This window comes from Streptomyces griseus subsp. griseus (genome assembly GCF_000720255.1).
Classification (GTDB): domain Bacteria; phylum Actinomycetota; class Actinomycetes; order Streptomycetales; family Streptomycetaceae; genus Streptomyces; species Streptomyces griseus_I.
In genome coordinates this window covers 104123-119078 of record NZ_JOJE01000016.1, presented here as the reverse complement: position 1 = coordinate 119078, position 14956 = coordinate 104123, and the positions used below count along the sequence as shown (strand labels likewise).

Below are 14956 nucleotides of genomic sequence, written 5' to 3'. Positions count from 1 at the left end.
CGGCGGGGTCACCTCGCGCCCGCGGTCAACGTGTTCATGCTCCGCCTGTGGTTCATGGGGCGAGCATAGGAACCGGACACTTCGGCGGGCGCCGCAAGGTCACCTGCTGGACAGCAGCGCCTCCAGTGCCGTCGCCGTGGCGGGATGGCGGCCGAGCAGGGCCACGCCCCGAGGTGCCGGGTCCGCCGTCTCCCAGGGGTCGTCGCAGCCCAGCAGGCCGGCCAGCGCGTCGCAGGTGGCGGGATGGGCGGCGAGCAGGGCCACACGGGGGACGCCGTCCTCGCGGTGGGCCGCGGGCGTGGGCTCAGGATCGGCCTGCCACGGCGGTACCCACGCGTCCAGCGCCGCGAGCCGGCCGGGGAAGATCCGCCCGGCCTCGCGGATCAGCACGGGCGCGAGTTCGGCGCCGCCGGAGCGCAGGCTGGTGATGAGGATCGGCAGCCATGGCAGGAGCACCGGGTCCGGCAGCCTGGCGAAGGCGTTCGACACGGCCTCCACGACGAAGTCGGCCAGCGCCGGTACGGGCTCCAACGCGTGCAGGAAGCCGCTGAGGTAGCGCGGGTAGGCGGGGACCACCAGGGGGTTGCCGAGCAGGTCGTCGCACCGGGTGCGCAGTTCCGCGCGGGAGAGCCGGCCGAGATGCGCCTGCGCGGCCCAGAGCAGGGCCACCTTCGAGGGGTCCTCGGGATGCGACTGGGCGACCGCCAGCTCCAGTTGGGTGCGGTCGCAGCCCAGGGACAACGCGAGGCTCTCCATGCTGAACAGGAACCCGAGCATCGCGGCGACCTGGCGGACCGTCGCCTCGTCGTCGGTGAACGCCGTCGGCAGCAGGGTGCAGTAGTGGGCGTAGCCCGTCTTGACGAAGGACTCGATCCACCCGGGCAGGGCCGGCTCGCTGGTCCGGTAGTGGGCCAGCAGGCGGCGGGCCCGGCGCAGGACCTCCGGTGCGCCGTCGACGCTGCGTTCGGTGGCGAGGACCTCCAGGGCTCGCGTGCCGAGTTCGTCGGCGAGGCGGCGGCTGCGCAGGTAGAGGGTGGCGTCCTCGACGGCTTCGAGGACGGTCGCGGTGGTGGCCTGCGGGCCGTAGGCGGTGCGGCGCAGGCGCTGTTCCAGCACCTGCTCGATGCCGACGCCCTCGTAGCCGAGCTCGATCAGCGCGCGCTGGTGGGTGCCCAGCGCCAGGTCCCACGACTCCTGGATCGGCCGTTCGCCCAGCCGCCGCTCCCCCATGATCGGCCGGGCGGCGCCGTGCGGCATCAGGTACTTCAGCATCCACAGCACGTCGGAGCAGCGCTCCAGCTCCGGGCGGCCCGCGATGTCCAGCAACGCCCTTTGCACACCGCGCTGTTGCAGCTTCAGGCCCAGGGGCTCCAGCCGGTCGTGCACGTCGCGGGCGAGGGGCGGCAGGGCGTCGTAGCCGACCTGGCCGACCCGGTCGCCGCCCATCATGATCTCGACCAGGCGCCGTACATCACGCCGGCCCGGCACGGAGTCCTTCTCGATGCAGGTGACGGCCGCGTCCTGGAAGTCGTACGGCGTGGGCCTGGCGCGGTCGCGCATCCCGGCGAGCAGGATCGAGGTCTCGAAGACGGCGATGGCGTCGGCGGTGGAGGCGAGGTAGCCGTTGCGGCGTGCGGCGCGCACGATGTCCACCGACCAGCCGAGCAGTTCGGCCTCGTCGAGACGGTCGAGCACGGGCGGCCGCCGGAGGAAGCCGGACAGCTTGTCGGTGGCGGGTGCGGCCGGCTCGGGAGCGGGTGCCGTGCCGGTCCTCACCGGCTTCTTCGTGCCGGCCTGCCCCTCCAGGCGGAACGGTTTCACGCGGGTGCGTTTGACGTTCTTCGCCCATACGGAGGCGGCGATCGACACCGACCCGGCGGCGAGGCCGAACTGCGCCTCGATCGCCGCGTGGCTGGACGGGATCAGGCCGTGCTGCCACCTTGTCGCGCTGGGCGGGCTGATCTCGAAGGTGTCGCTGCCGTGCACGCCGAACTCGGCGACCCTGCTGGCCGCGTGGAAGGCACCGCAGACGTACAGGCAGTCCTCGGGGTCGGTGCCGGTCTCGGCGAGGTGCCGGCGCATCCGGGTCCACATGTACCGCTCGCGGTCCTCGTCGACGCACACCCGGTGCGGGTCGCCCGGGGCGAGGCGCCGGAACAGGCTGCCGATCAGGAGCATCACCTGGCGGTATGTGTCGTGGTCGCTGTCGCCGAGCGGCAGCTCGACGTACTGGTGCCACCACTCCGACCAGTGCCGCACCCGGCCGTGGCGCAGCAGGTGCTCCTCCAGCTCGGCGAAGCGCGGCCGCAGGTCGCCGATCTCCACGCCGACCGCGTCGCCGTGCAGGCCCGCCTCCTCGGTGGCCGGCGACTCGGTGGGCGGCGGTTCGGTGGCCGACGGTTCGGCGGGCGGCGCGTCCGGGTCGGCCGGTCCGGTGGGCGCCGGGCCACTGCGGGCGTCCCACTGGAAGACGTGGTCGGAGGAGCGGTCGACGAGGACCAGTTCGACGCCCGGGGTGTCGAGGGCGTAGGCGATCGCCTGGTACTCGGCGGACGCCTCGGTGATCGGCGCCACCACCGACAGGGGCGCCCATTCCGCGGGGAAGCCGTCGACCTCGGTCGCGTACGCCTGGACCGCCACCGGGAGCCGGCAGTTGCGCAGTTCGGTCAGGAGCGGCGCCATGTCCTCGCACAGCTCCAGGTACACGACCTTCGGCTGCTTCTCCCGCAGCCGGCGAGCCATGGCGAGCGCCGAGGCGGGTGAGTGGTGGCAGACGGGGAAGATCTCGAGCGGCTCGCGCACCGCCCGGTCGACGTCGTCGACGATGCCCAGGAGGATGCCCTCCAGGGCGTCGGGGCCGTCGGCGAACGCGGTGGCGGCTTCCTGGAGTTGGGCGCGCAGAGCGCCGAAGGTGCCCTCGCTCATGACAGGGTCGAGATCGCGTCGCGGCCGCCCTCCAGGAACTCCGGCCAGGAGCCGCCCTGTTCCTTGCTGCGAGGCTCGACGACACCGTGCAGGTACTTGTTGAGGATGGCCAGGTCCTCCGGTTCGCGCCGGGCCAGCGAGCCGACGAGGGAGGAGGCGAGGGTGTGGGCGGTCAGCGTGCGCTCGCCGAAGAAGTTGCTGTGCAGGACGGCGTCCTCCAGGACGCCGATCTGCTCGGCGGTGGACAGCGCGGACTCCAGCTTCTCGTCGTCGCTGCCGGCGGCGGCCGCCGAGGCGCGCAGGTCGGCGAAGCTCTGCAGCAGCACATCGAGGAGGGTCGGGGGCACGTCCAGCTCGATCTGGTGGCGGCGCAGCAGTTCCTCGGTGCGGAAGCGGACGATCTCCGCCTCGCTCTTCTTGTTGGTCACCACGGGGATGCGGACGAAGTTGAAGCGGCGCTTGAGGGCCGAGGAGAGGTCGTTGACGCCCCGGTCGCGGCTGTTGGCGGTGGCGATGACGGAGAAACCGGGCTTGGCGAACACGATGTTGTCGCTGTCGCTGTCGCTGCCGAGTTCGGGCACGGAGATGTACTTCTCGGACAGGATCGAGATCAGCGCGTCCTGGACGTCGCTGGTGGAGCGGGTGAGCTCCTCGAAGCGGCCGATGGCGCCGGCCTCCATGGCGGTCATGATCGGCGAGGGGATCATCGACTCGCGTGACTGGCCCTTGGCGATGACCATGGACACGTTCCAGGAGTACTTGATGTGGTCCTCGGTGGTCCCGGCCGTGCCCTGCACGACGAGGGTGGAGTTGCGGCAGATCGCGGCGGACAGCAGCTCGGCCAGCCAGGACTTGCCGGTGCCGGGGTCACCGATCAGCAGCAGGCCGCGGTCGGAGGCGAGCGTGACGATGGAGCGTTCCACGAAACCGCGGTCGCCGAACCACTTCTGGGAGACCTCCCGGTCGAGGCCGTCGGCGCGTTCCGAGCCAAGGATGAACAGACGGACCATCTTCGGCGACAGACGCCAGGAGAACGGCTTGGGGTTGTCGTCGATCGACTCCAGCCAGTCCAGTTCCTCGGCGTACTTGATCTCGGCGGGGGCGCGCAACAGGTCGGACATGTGAGGGCCTTTCGAGCGTGTGGCTACGGAAGCGTGTGGCTACGGGGGACGAATGACTGATCAGGCGAGCGAGGTCTTGAGTTCCTGGACGAGTCTGCGGACGTGGCCCGAGATCACCGGGGTGCCGAGCGTCTTGAAGCGCTCCCGGAACCAGGGGTTGACCTCCTGCCGCCCGGAGCTGGTCACGGAGCCGACGGGAATGAACTTCACGCCGGATCGGTGGACCTCCTCGATGCCCTCGAACAGGGGCTGGGAACGGTCGAACTCGTAGAAGTCCGAGATCCACACCATCACCGTGTTCTTGGGCTCGGTGATCTTCGGGCGGGCCATGGCCATGGCGACGGGGCCGTCGTTGCCGCCGCCGAGGTTGGTGCGCAGCAGGACCTCGAAGGGGTCGTTCACCCAGGGGGTGAGGTCGATGGCACGGGTGTCGTACGCGATCAGGTGGACGTCCACCTTCGGCAGCCCGGCGAAGATCGAGGCGAGGATGGTGCAGTTGACCATCGAGTCGACCATGGAGCCCGACTGGTCGACGACGACTATGAGCCGCTGCGGTGTGGTCCTGCGGGCGGTGTGGCGGTAGTAGAGGCGGTCGACGTAGAGCCGTTCCTCCTCGGGGCTCCAGTTGGTGAGGTTCTTCCAGATGGTGCGGTCGAGGTCCAGATTGCGGAAGACCCGCTTGGGCGGGACCGACCGGTCGACGGCGCCGACCGTGGCCTTCTCCACCTGGGTGCGCAGTACTTCGGCGACCTCGTCGACGAAGCGGCGGATCAGGGCCTTGGCGTTGGTGAGGGCCACACCGGAGAGGTTGTTCTTGTCCCGCAGCAGTTGCTCGATGAGCGACATGCTGGGGGTGAGCTTGGCGGCGAGCTTGGGGTCGGCGAGCACCTCGCGCAGGTGCATGCGCTTGACGAGGTCGGCCTCGATGGTCCCGAGCTCGGGTCCGATCGCCGGGATCAGTGTGCTCAGGTCGGGCGTCGTCCCGCGGCCGCCGGTGGTGGTGTCGGGGCCGCGGCCGGGGCTGTTGCCTGCGGAGCGGCCGCCGCGGAGTTCACCCGGGCGGCAGCCGAGGGCGCGCTCCAGCCAGCCCGCGTCGGACTGCCATCGGGAGAGCTGCCCGGCGGTGACCGTGCCGGTGCCGGTGGCGAAGACGTTGAGCAGCACCTTCGACACGAGAGCGGCGCGCCGCACCTCGACGGCGTGGTCGCGTACACCGTCGTCGGTCTCCTGGTCGGGGTCGGGGACCATGAGTCCTTCGAACTCCGCCGCCAGTTCGGGGTGGCGCTGCACGATGGAGTCGACGGAGGCCTGGGGGTCGAGAAGCGCGGGCGGCAGGTCGATGTCCTCGACGACGGCGAGGCTCGCCGCTTCCAGGGTGGCCTGTTCGTCGGAGTCGAAGAGCCGGGAGAGCAGACGCCAGTAGAGGACCTGGCGGCGGTTGGCCTCGGCGTTCGTCCCGGTGTTCGTCCCGCTGTTCGTCTCGGGCGTCTGTGTCACTTCCGCAGCAGCCTTCCCGCGCGCTCCCGCAGCACCGCGACGGCGTCGGTGGCGGCCTTCTCGGCCTTGACGCCGGCCTTGTCGGTGATGCCCCCGGCCCATGCCCCGGCGTGCAGAGCGACGGTCTTCTTCCGCACCGTCGTCTCCACGGCGAGCGGCTGGACGGTGAACGCCCCGTCGTCCCAGCGGAGCAGGCCGATGCAGGCGGTCGAGGCGGCGACGGCTTCCGGGGTCAGCGGTCCCGCGGCCGGGACGCGGTCGGTGTCGACGGCGAGCGGCGGCAGCCCCGGGAGGCCGAACGTCAGCAGGTCTTCTTCCTGTTGGATGGTGTGGCCCTCCAGGAGCACGGGGACGGCGATGCGGGCCGGGTGCCGGTCCAGGGGTGCCGTCGGGGAAGCGGTCGCTGCCGCCAGGGCGACGCGGGCGGTGGCGAACGCGTCGGCGGGCGCGCCCGGTCGGGCGTACTCGTCGCTCCAGACCAGGTCGCCCTCGGCCGTGATCGGCATGTCGGTGATGTCCATCGACAGGCCCTCCCCCGCTGCCGCGAGGAGCGACAGATGGGGCCGGAGCAGCTGCCAGACGCCGGCGCCGACGACCGTGTCCGGCTTCGGCACCGCGACGCCGGCCCGCACCAGGCGCGGCGGGGTGCCGTCGGCGGGCTCGAACACGGCGTGGACCTGGGCCTGTGCGGCGGTGGCGTGTTCGTGCAGGTCGACACCGAGGGGCAGCAGGCGGCCGGTGACGGTGCCGGTCGCGGCCGGGGCGGCGGCGCCGGGCAGGGTCAGCAGCATCGCGCGGGACCACAGGTCGGCCCAGCGGCGGGCCGGGACCCGCTCCAGGGTGGCGCCGGGGCAGGAGGCGGCGAGCTCGGCGGCGAAGCCGTCGAGGAGAGTGGCGAGGCGGCGCGGGGCCGGGTCCGGGAGCATCGCGGAGACGATCTGGGCGGCCCCGGAGACCGTGTCGTGGTCCATGCCCTGCCACCCGGCGCGGGCCAGGTCGGACAGCCAGGAGCGGGCGGCGGCCAGGAGGTTGGCCGACTGCGGCTCGGCGGGCGGCGGAGCCTCCTCCTCGCCCCGGGGGCGGCCCGTGATCTCGTCGAGCCGCAGCATGAGGGCGTCGTGGACGGAGCCGAGCAGCGCGCCACGCGCGGCGGCGAGGGCGACGAAGTGGTCCTCGCCGGCGGCTCCGGCGGCCGCTTTCTCGGCCGCCTCGGCGACCCGGGAGGACAGCGGCGTGCCCACGACGGCGTGCGCGAGCCGGGTCAGACCGGCGGCCTGCGCGGGCTGGGGGCGCAGCAGCCCGGCGACGAGGGTGCGGTCGAAGGCGTCGACGGCCGCGAACGCTTCGTCGAGCCCTTCGAGGGCTTCGGCGGACGCGTCGACACCGTCGCCGGCTTCTCCCACGCCCTCCCCCGCGCCCGATCCGCGCTCCGGCACCGGCACCGGCACCGGCACCGGGATCGACACCGCCCTGGTCGGCGGGAAGAACTGCATCTCCGGCAGCGGTGCGGTGTCCGGGGTGAGTTCGAGGTAGGCGAGGTGGCGCAGGAACCGGCTGAAGACGGGTGCGGCGTCCTTGGAGCCGGCCGGCGACGGGCGGACCGCGCTGATCCTCTGGAGGAGGTCCGGCGCACTCGGCTCCGCGTCCGTCACGTCCACCCGCAACGAGCGGGCGACGCGCTCACCGCCGTACTGGAGCACCGCCTCGGTGACCAGGGCGCGGATGTGGTTGCAGAACCCGCCCCGGGCACCGCCGCAGGGGCGGTTGTTGTTGGTGCTGCAGGCGTACGCGAACGTTCCCGCCGCCACCGACGAGACGTAGACGCGCTCGATGTCGGAGCCGCTGGACACCACGCCCTGGAGGCGTCCGTCGGCCAGTTCGACGAATGGGACCTTGGCGAGTTTGCGCGGCCGAGCGGGTGGGACCACCCGGGCCGTGCTCGACTTCTCCCAGTCCGACAACGCACCATCTCCTTTGCGCCAGCAGGGGTCGCTGAAGAAGCCCTGGAGGGCATCAGCAAGGGGGCGTTCCGTCACACCGGCGGAACACGAACGAACTTACCGGCGACCACTGACAATGCCTCTGACCTGTGGTTTCCTCCGGGTGCGGTGGGGAACTCGGGGCGCGGCGCCCGGTGGGCGCGTGGGTTTCGAGGGAGGTTCCATGACGGCGGACACCGCACGCTACGACGACGAGGACGAGGTGCCCCTGAAGGGCTACGCGGGACTGGCCGCCACCTTCACGGCCGGGGTCGCCGGGTACGCCCTGGTGGCTCGTCGCCGCGGGGTACGGCTGCCCGAGCGGGTTCCGCCGTGGGACCTGGCGCTGCTGGGAACGGCCACGTTCAAGGCGTCCAGGCTGCTGTCCAAGGACAAGATCACCAGCTTCCTGCGGGCGCCCTTCACCGAGCGGGACTCGGAGGGCCCGGCCAACGAGGTGATGGACGAGTCGCGGGGCGGCGAGGCCCGGCGCGCCGTCGGCGACCTGGTGTCCTGCCCATTCTGCACCTCCGCATGGGTGGCCGGCGCGCTGGTCTGCGGCTACGCCTCCGCCCCCCGGGCCACCCGTCTGCTCTGCGTGGGTCTGGGTGCCGTGACCGTGGCGGACTGGCTCCAGTACGCGTGGAGCTGGACGGAACAGTCGGCCGAGAGCTGAAACGGAAGGAGACCCGTCATGAGTGAACACACCTCGTCCCAGGCCGAGGGCGAACCCGAGGAGGACGACACCCGCGACACGACCGATCACCCGTTTCCGAACCACCCGACGCCCTCTCAGGCCGAGGGCGAGCGCGAGGACTCGGAGGACGACACCCCGACGACATCACCTGAACGCGCTGCACGCTGAAGGCGCTGAACGCTGAAGGCACTGAACGCTGAAGGCACTGAACGCTGAGGCTCTAAACGCTGAGGCTCTAAACGCTGGTGAGCAGTTGCGGCGCCAGCTGTTTGATCATGGTGTTGGTCCAGCGGAGCTGGCGCAGCGTGCGCGGGTGGCAGAAGCTCGCCAGGTCGAGCAGGCGCTCGTCGCGGAGGGCCTGGGCCGCCTGCGCAAGCATCTCCCAGTGCAGGGAGTTGCGCGTGGCGGCCAGGTGCAGGTCGCACAGGTCGTGCAGAAGCAGCAGGCCGGTCTCCGGGCGCCTGCCGAGGGCTTCGGCGGCCTTTTGGCGCAGGGTGGCCAGGGCGCCGGGTGAGGAGTGGTCACGGGGGCCCCGGAGGTCGAGGTCGTAGTGGCGGCCCGTCTCGGCGAGCCGGCCGCCGTGTTCGCGGGACCAGCGGGAGAGGTCGATCGCGACGTGGTGGATCTCGTGGTCGGTGCGGTGGCGTTCGGCCGCCGTCAGCAGGTCGTGCTCCAGCGTGCGCTCGCCGTCGTGCAGTTGGCGCAGCGTGAGGGTGACTCCGGTCATGTGCTGCTCCCTGCGGTGTCGTTCGCGGCGCCTTCGGCGCGGTTCTCACGGCGGGCGACCAGCGAGACGCGGGCCGCGCACGTCTTGAACAGCGGCTGTTTGGAGGCCGGGTCCCAGTCACTGATCGTGGTCTCGTTGGCGGCCCGCCCGGCGCTCTCGTCGCCGGGACGCCAGCCGCCGGGGGTGTCCCAGTAGCCGTAGTGGAACGGCAGGAACACCACGCCGTCGCGCAGGGCGGTGGTCCGCAGCCGTGCGCGCACCGCTCCACGCGGGGTACTGACGCGCACCAGGTCGCCGTCGGACAGGCCCTGCGCGGCGGCCTCCGCGGGGGAGATCTCGGCCCAGACGTCCGGCGCGGCTGCGTTGAGTTCGGGGGCGCGGCCGGTCTTGGTCCGGGTGTGGAAGTGGTAGACGGTACGGCCGGTGATCAGCTGGAGCGGGTAGTCCTCGGAGGCGTCCTCGTGCGGGGGCACGTACTCGGCCGCCTTGATGAGGGCCTTGCCGTCCGGGTTGAGCGAGCGGTACTCGACGGCCTCCGTGGACGCCCCAGTGACCAGGTCCTTGCCGAAGCTCTCGCAGGTGTCGGGGTGCGCGAAGTCGAAGCCGTCGGCGTACAGGCGGGCGGTGCCGTCCGGGGCCTGCTCGGTGCAGGGCCACTGGATGCCGCCGCGCTCGCGGAGCCGGTCGTAGCTGAGGCCGGTGTAGTCGCAGGGGCGGCCGGCGCTGCACCGCTGCCAGGCCGCGAACGCGGACGGCGGGTCGTGCCACTTGATCAGCGGGGCGCCGTCCTTGTCCCGGAAGTCCATGCGGGCCGCGTAGTCGAGGAAGATGTCGAGGTCCGAGCGCGCCTGGCCCGGCGGGTCGACGGCCCGCTCCGACAGGTGCACGGTCCGGTCGGCGTTGGTGAGGGTGCCGGTCTTCTCGCCCCAGGTGGCGGCGGGCAGGACCACGTCGGCCATCTGGGCCGTCTCGGTCAGGAAGATGTCCTGGACGACGACGAACAGTCGTTCCTGGGACAGGATCGAACGGATCCGGGACAGCTCGGGCAGGGAGACGGCCGGGTTGGTGCCGGTGATCCACAGCATCCGGATCGAACCCTGCTCGGCGTAGCGCAACATCTGCATGGCGTGCGTGGGCGGCCCGTAGTGCGGGATGGTCGACGGGGTCACGTTCCAGATGTCCGCGAGCTCGGCGACGTGCTGGTCGTTCTGCCAGTTCCGGAAACCCGGCAGGTCGCCGTCCGCGCCGCACTCCCTGGTGTTCTCCGCGCTGGGCTGGCCGTTCATCTGGAGGACTCCGCAGCCGGGGCGGCCCAGCATGCCGCGCAGCAGGTGCAGGTTGTTGACCTGCACGGCGGCCGCGGTGGCCTGGTGGGACTGGTAGACGCCCTGAAGGACGGTCGACAGGAGCCGCTCGGCACCGCCGATGATCTCCGCCGCCCGCTGGATGGCCGGGGCCGGCACGTCACAGATCCGGGAGGCCCAGCGCGGGGTGCACTCCTCGACGGCGGCCGCGAGCTCCTCGAAGCCGACGGTGTGCCGGTCGATGTACTCCCGGTCGATCCGGCCGGTGCGGATGAGCTCGTGCAGCAGGGCGTCGAGCAGGGCGAGGTTGGTGCCCGGGCGGGGGGCGAGGTGCACGTCGGCCCGCCGTGCGACCTGGGTGAACCTGGGGTCGACGCAGACCAGTCGGGGCGGCCGGGGGCCTTCGAGGCGGTCGAGGACCCGCATCCACAGCACGGTCTGCGTCTCGGCCATGTTGTGTCCGAACAGGGCGATGACGTCGGCGTGGTCGATGTCCTCGTACGATCCGGGCTGTCCGTCGCTGCCGAAGGACTGCTTCAGTGCCTCGCCGGCGGTGGCCGTGCACAGGCGGGTGTTGCCGTCCAGGTGGTGGGTGCCGAGGCCGGCGCGGGAGAGCACGGCGAGGGTGTAGTACTCCTCCAGGAACAGCTGTCCGGTGGTGTAGAAGCCGATGGATCCGGGGCCGCGCTCGTCGAGCAGCTCCTTGCTGCGCGTCACGATCCTGTCCATCGCGGTGGGCCAGTCGCACTCCGCCAGGCGTCCGTTCTCGCGGACGAGGGGCCTGGTGAGGCGGTCCGGGGAGTTGTTCCCCTGCCACCCGTAGAGGTCCTTGGGGCCCAGTCGGCCGCGGTTGACCCGGTCGGTGGTCCGCCCCCGTACGCCGACGATCCGCCCCTCCCGGACGGCGATGTCCATCGCGTCGCCGTTGGAGTGCAGCAGCGAGGCGGACCGCGCCCACCGTTCCACGTCGCCCTCGCCGAGCCCGGGTGCCAGGTGCATGTCGGTGCGGGCCGGCCAGGGGGTGCCGGGGGCGTAGGGGGTTCGGGCTCCCCACGGGTTGTCGATACGGTCCGGGCGGTCGTCCGACCCGGAGGGCAGGGGCTCAGCTGACACGAGCGGCATCTTCCCTCGGTGCTTCGGGTCGTGGCGGGGTCGGTCCGGGGCGCGCCCTCAGCAGGCTCAGTGCGGCCGTGGCGACCTCGTCGACCTGGATCTGCAGGAGGCGTGGGTCGGGGGCGCTGCCGTGCGGGTCTCCGGGTGGGCCCGGCTGCCACAGGGCGATGTGCCGGGCGCGGGGCGGTGGACCCCAGAGGCGGGGCGACACCGGCCCGAAGAGCGTGACCGACGGTGTCCCGTGGGCGACCGCGAGATGCGCGAGACCGGTGTCGCCGCTGACGAGGAGCCGGGCCCCGGCGACGAGGGCCGACAACTCGCCGTACGGCAGTCCGCCCCGCAGCACGTCCCGGTCCTGCAGCTCCGCGCGGTCGGCGACGTCCCGCACCAGCGCGTCCTCCTTCGGGCCGCCCGTGACGACGACCCGGTGACCGGCCGCCCGCAACCGCCGGACGACGAGGGCGTACCGTCCCGCCGGCCAGCGGCGGGCGGCGGACTCCGCCCCCGGGTGCACGATCGCGGCGCCCGGCGCCGGGGAAGCCGTGGCCGGTGGCGGCAGGCGGACGTCGTCGGGGTCGGCGGCGATGCCGTACGCACCGAGGAACGCGCACCACCGCGCGCGTTCGTGCACGCCGGGCCGCCACACCGGGTGCGGGCCGGGCACACCGTACGACCCCGCGTACGCGAGCAGGCGGGGCGGCTCCAGGACGGCGAGCGCGTCGCGGCTTGCGGGGCCGTTGCCGTGCAGGTCGACGGCGAGGTCCGGCGGGGGCCCCGGCCAGTGCTCCAGTGACGGCACCGCGCGGTTCGGCGCGGCAGCCGGCAGGACACGGTCCACGGCGCCGGTGGCCAGAGCGGCCTCCGCCAGCTCCGCCGGCACGGCGAGCACCACTTCGTGCCCCGGGAACGCCCGCCGCAGCCCGCGCAGTGCGGGAACCCCGGCAAGCAGGTCCCCCAGTCCCAGAGCCCGCAGCACGAGCAGCCTGGGTCGGTCGCGCGTGGGGCGGTCAGCCGGCGCGGACACCGGGGGCCCCGGGTCGGGGTGGTGGGGCGGAGGTCATCGGGTGGCCTCCTTGATCAAGCGGTCCCAGTCGTCTCGGAAGCGTCGTTCGCCGTAGCGGGCCCGGGCCGCGGTGCGGGCGGCCTCGCCGGTCATCCGGGCGTGGTCGGCGTCGGCGAGGAACCCGCGCACGGCCTCCTGGAGGACGTCGAGCCGGTTGGAGACGACACCGGCGCCCTCGGGGACCGCCTCACGGACCTCGGTGGTGTCGAGGGCGACGACGGGCATGCCGAGGAACATGGCCTCCAGGAGGGAGAGGCCGAGGGAGGTCCAGCGCACGGGGTGCAGGTAGAGGCGGCAGCGGGCCATCGCCGTGTGCAGTTCGCCCTGCGGGAGGTCGCGGGCGCGGCAGCGTTCCGCGGGCAGGCCCAGGTGGTCGGCGAGCCCTTCCGTCCGCATGCCGAAGACGTCCAGCGGCGCCGCGCGGGCGAACGCGGTCAACAGGTCCGTACCGGTGGTGCGGCCGCGCCGCACGGGCTCGTTCACGACCACGGCGGCGCGTCGCGTCTCGCCGGTCCACCGGTGTCCGGGGTCGATGATGCCGTGCTCGACGACCGTGGTCGGGGCGCGCCCGTTGTCCCACATCAGCCGGTTGAAGTGGGTGACGTGCACGAGGGGGATGTCGCTGCGGTCGGCCAGCGGGTGGCGGGTGTCCACGGCCGACTCGTGGGGAGCGTTGTGCTCGACGTACACGGCGGGCACGTCGGTGCCGGGGCGGCGGCCCGTCCACCGGTGGGCCAGTTCGAGCTCGTGCGGCCGTTGCAGCACCATGAGGTCGATGTCGGCCTCGCGCAGCTCCTCGGGCGTCAGCTCCCGCACCGTCCGGGGCCACTGCCAGGTCCGGGCCCGGCCCAGACCGTCCGGCCCGCGGTCGGGCGTCACGGGGACGAGGAAGGTGTACGGCCCCCGCACGAACGAGGTCAGCCAGGAACCGTGCACGTGCCACACGAGTACGTTCATGTGCTCTCCTTCAGGAGTTTCTGCACCGCGCGCACCACGTCGTCGCCCGTCACCTCGTCGAGGCACGGATGCCCGCGTACGGGACAGTGCCGGGCCCTGGTGTCCACGCAGGGCGCGTACTGGTCGCCGAGCAGCACGCTCGGTACGCCGTACGGTCCCCACCGCTCCGCCGGTACGACCGGTGCGAAGAGCGAGACGACGGGTGTGCCCACCGCGGCGGCCAGGTGGGCGGGGCCGGTGTTGCCGCACACGACGACGTCGGCCGACCGCAGGACACCGGCCAGGGTGCGCGGAGTGGTACGGCCGCCGAGGTCGACGGCCGTGCCGCCGCTGACCCGTCGGGTGAGGTCGCTTTCGCCGGGTCCGCCGGTGACGACGACACGGTGGCCGACGTCGGCGAGCAGGGCGACGGCGTCGGCGCAGCGGTCGGGGCTCCAGGCGCGGGCCGGTGCGCTGGCCCCGGGGTGGACCACGACGTAGGGGCCGTTGCCGGTCAGGGCGCTGGTGTCGGGCGGCGGCAGGACGCGGAGCCGCCCGTCGTCGTCCGGGGGCGGCTCGAAGCCCAGGGCGGCCGCGGTGTCGAGGGCCGCCTCCGCCTCGTGCCGGCCGGGCCGGCGCAGGTGGCGTACGTCGAGGAGGCGGCCGGGGTGGTCGACGCTGTCGGCGCCGATCCGGGGCACGCCCGCGAGCCGCAGGAGCAGGGCCGTCGGCAGGGGGCTCTGGTGGAAGGAGGTGAGGACGAGCGCCACGTCGAACGCGGCCTCGCTCAGCCGCCGGACCAGTGCGTGGACGTCGGCCTCGTCGACCGCGGGCGGGGCTGGGCCCTCCCACGGCGCCTCCCACACGATCACGTCGTCGACGCCGGGCAGCAGCCGGGCGGCGGGTTCGCCGCGGGGGCCGCAGAGCATCGTCACGTGCGTGCGGTGCGCGACGGCGCGTACGGCGGGGCCGGCGAGCAGGACGTCGCCGAAGCTGTCGAGCCGTACGACCAGCGCCCTCACGACCGGTCACTCCCCGGTTCGGCGAGCAGCCGTCGTACGGCCGTGACCAGGTCGCGCGCGACGTCGGGCGCGGCGGCGACCTCCTCGGGGCGGGTCGCGGCGTTGGGGACGAGGACGCCACGGGCGCCCGCGGCCCGTGCGGCGAGCACGTCGGCCGCGATGTCACCGATCACGACGCAGCGGCCGGGTGCGACGCGCAGGCGGCGCGCCGCCTCGATCACGAGTCCCGGCTCGGGCTTGCGGCAGCGGCATCCGGCGTCGGGCGGGTGCGGGCAGTGGACCCAGGTGTCGAGCCCGCCGAGCAGCGCGTCGGCCCGTTCGTTGACGCTGCGGACCTCGGACTCCGTGAGCAGCCCCCGGCCGATGCCCGACTGGTTGCTGACCACCCCGGTCGCGACGCCCGCCGCCCGCAGCAACCCGACCGCCTCCCTGGCGCCGGGCAGCAGCCGTACGAGGTCGGGGTCGCCGTTGTACGGGACGTCCTCCACGAGGGTGCCGTCCCGGTCGAAGAGCACGGCGGCGACGGGTCCGGGGTGCATGCACGGCCTCCATGACTGCGGGTGGGGCTGCCG

The 14956-nt window shown here is 72.9% G+C and carries 12 protein-coding genes and 1 pseudogene; 2 read left to right on the top strand and 11 right to left on the bottom strand.

The window, feature by feature from the left end; all coding sequences use genetic code 11:
- Nucleotides 1-99: 99 nt before the first annotated feature.
- From IG99_RS22665 to IG99_RS47750, 5 genes and pseudogenes are all read right to left on the bottom strand, one after another.
- Entirely contained in the window at nucleotides 100-2925 is a 2826-nt protein-coding gene (locus IG99_RS22665; RefSeq protein WP_037676680.1) for a DUF5682 family protein, read from the bottom strand.
- The gene (locus tag IG99_RS22660) at nucleotides 2922-4046 is read right to left on the bottom strand and encodes an ATP-binding protein (protein WP_037676679.1); all 1125 of its coding nucleotides are present in this window, start codon (nucleotides 4044-4046) and stop codon (nucleotides 2922-2924) included. The genes IG99_RS22665 and IG99_RS22660 overlap by 4 nt, the downstream gene beginning before the upstream one ends.
- Before the next feature lie 60 nt (nucleotides 4047-4106).
- Entirely contained in the window at nucleotides 4107-5543 is a 1437-nt protein-coding gene (locus IG99_RS22655; protein WP_037676677.1) for a VWA domain-containing protein, read from the bottom strand.
- Nucleotides 5540-6946 (bottom strand): hypothetical protein, encoded by a 1407-nt coding sequence (locus tag IG99_RS22650; protein ID WP_037676799.1) that lies wholly within the window; start codon nucleotides 6944-6946, stop codon nucleotides 5540-5542. Before IG99_RS22650 ends, IG99_RS22655 begins: the two co-directional genes overlap by 4 nt.
- A 57-nt stretch (nucleotides 6947-7003) precedes the next feature.
- Nucleotides 7004-7471, bottom strand: a pseudogene (locus IG99_RS47750) (hypothetical protein); the annotation flags it as partial.
- 235 nt (nucleotides 7472-7706) lie between these two features.
- Between IG99_RS47750 and IG99_RS22645 the strand changes: the two are divergent.
- Both IG99_RS22645 and IG99_RS49645 read left to right on the top strand, forming a co-directional pair.
- Nucleotides 7707-8198, top strand: a complete 492-nt coding sequence (locus IG99_RS22645) for a DUF1360 domain-containing protein (protein ID WP_037676676.1) — start codon at nucleotides 7707-7709, stop codon at nucleotides 8196-8198.
- Nucleotides 8199-8216: 18 nt separating this feature from the next.
- Nucleotides 8217-8387, top strand: a complete 171-nt coding sequence (locus IG99_RS49645) for a hypothetical protein (RefSeq protein ID WP_199815577.1) — start codon at nucleotides 8217-8219, stop codon at nucleotides 8385-8387.
- A gap of 67 nt (nucleotides 8388-8454) precedes the next feature.
- Here the strand turns inward: IG99_RS49645 and IG99_RS22640 are convergent, their stop codons facing one another.
- Genes IG99_RS22640 through IG99_RS22615 form a run of 6 tightly spaced genes read right to left on the bottom strand, consistent with a single transcriptional unit; the run spans nucleotide 8455 to nucleotide 14923 of the window.
- Complete coding sequence (locus IG99_RS22640) at nucleotides 8455-8946, bottom strand: hypothetical protein (protein ID WP_037676674.1); 492 nt, start codon at nucleotides 8944-8946, stop codon at nucleotides 8455-8457.
- The gene (locus IG99_RS22635) at nucleotides 8943-11363 is read right to left on the bottom strand and encodes a molybdopterin oxidoreductase family protein (RefSeq protein WP_234311920.1); all 2421 of its coding nucleotides are present in this window, start codon (nucleotides 11361-11363) and stop codon (nucleotides 8943-8945) included. Before IG99_RS22635 ends, IG99_RS22640 begins: the two co-directional genes overlap by 4 nt.
- A complete protein-coding gene (locus tag IG99_RS22630; RefSeq protein ID WP_051865773.1) occupies nucleotides 11353-12387 on the bottom strand; it encodes a glycosyltransferase family 9 protein in 1035 nt (344 codons plus the stop codon). The genes IG99_RS22635 and IG99_RS22630 overlap by 11 nt, the downstream gene beginning before the upstream one ends.
- 33 nt (nucleotides 12388-12420) lie before the next feature.
- The gene (locus tag IG99_RS22625; protein WP_037676673.1) at nucleotides 12421-13383 is read right to left on the bottom strand and encodes a glycosyltransferase; all 963 of its coding nucleotides are present in this window, start codon (nucleotides 13381-13383) and stop codon (nucleotides 12421-12423) included.
- Complete coding sequence (locus IG99_RS22620; protein ID WP_037676672.1) at nucleotides 13380-14384, bottom strand: glycosyltransferase family 9 protein; 1005 nt, start codon at nucleotides 14382-14384, stop codon at nucleotides 13380-13382. The genes IG99_RS22625 and IG99_RS22620 overlap by 4 nt, the downstream gene beginning before the upstream one ends.
- Nucleotides 14381-14923 (bottom strand): D-glycero-alpha-D-manno-heptose-1,7-bisphosphate 7-phosphatase, encoded by a 543-nt coding sequence (locus IG99_RS22615; RefSeq protein WP_037676670.1) that lies wholly within the window; start codon nucleotides 14921-14923, stop codon nucleotides 14381-14383. The genes IG99_RS22620 and IG99_RS22615 overlap by 4 nt, the downstream gene beginning before the upstream one ends.
- Between the last annotated feature and the right edge of the window lie 33 nt (nucleotides 14924-14956).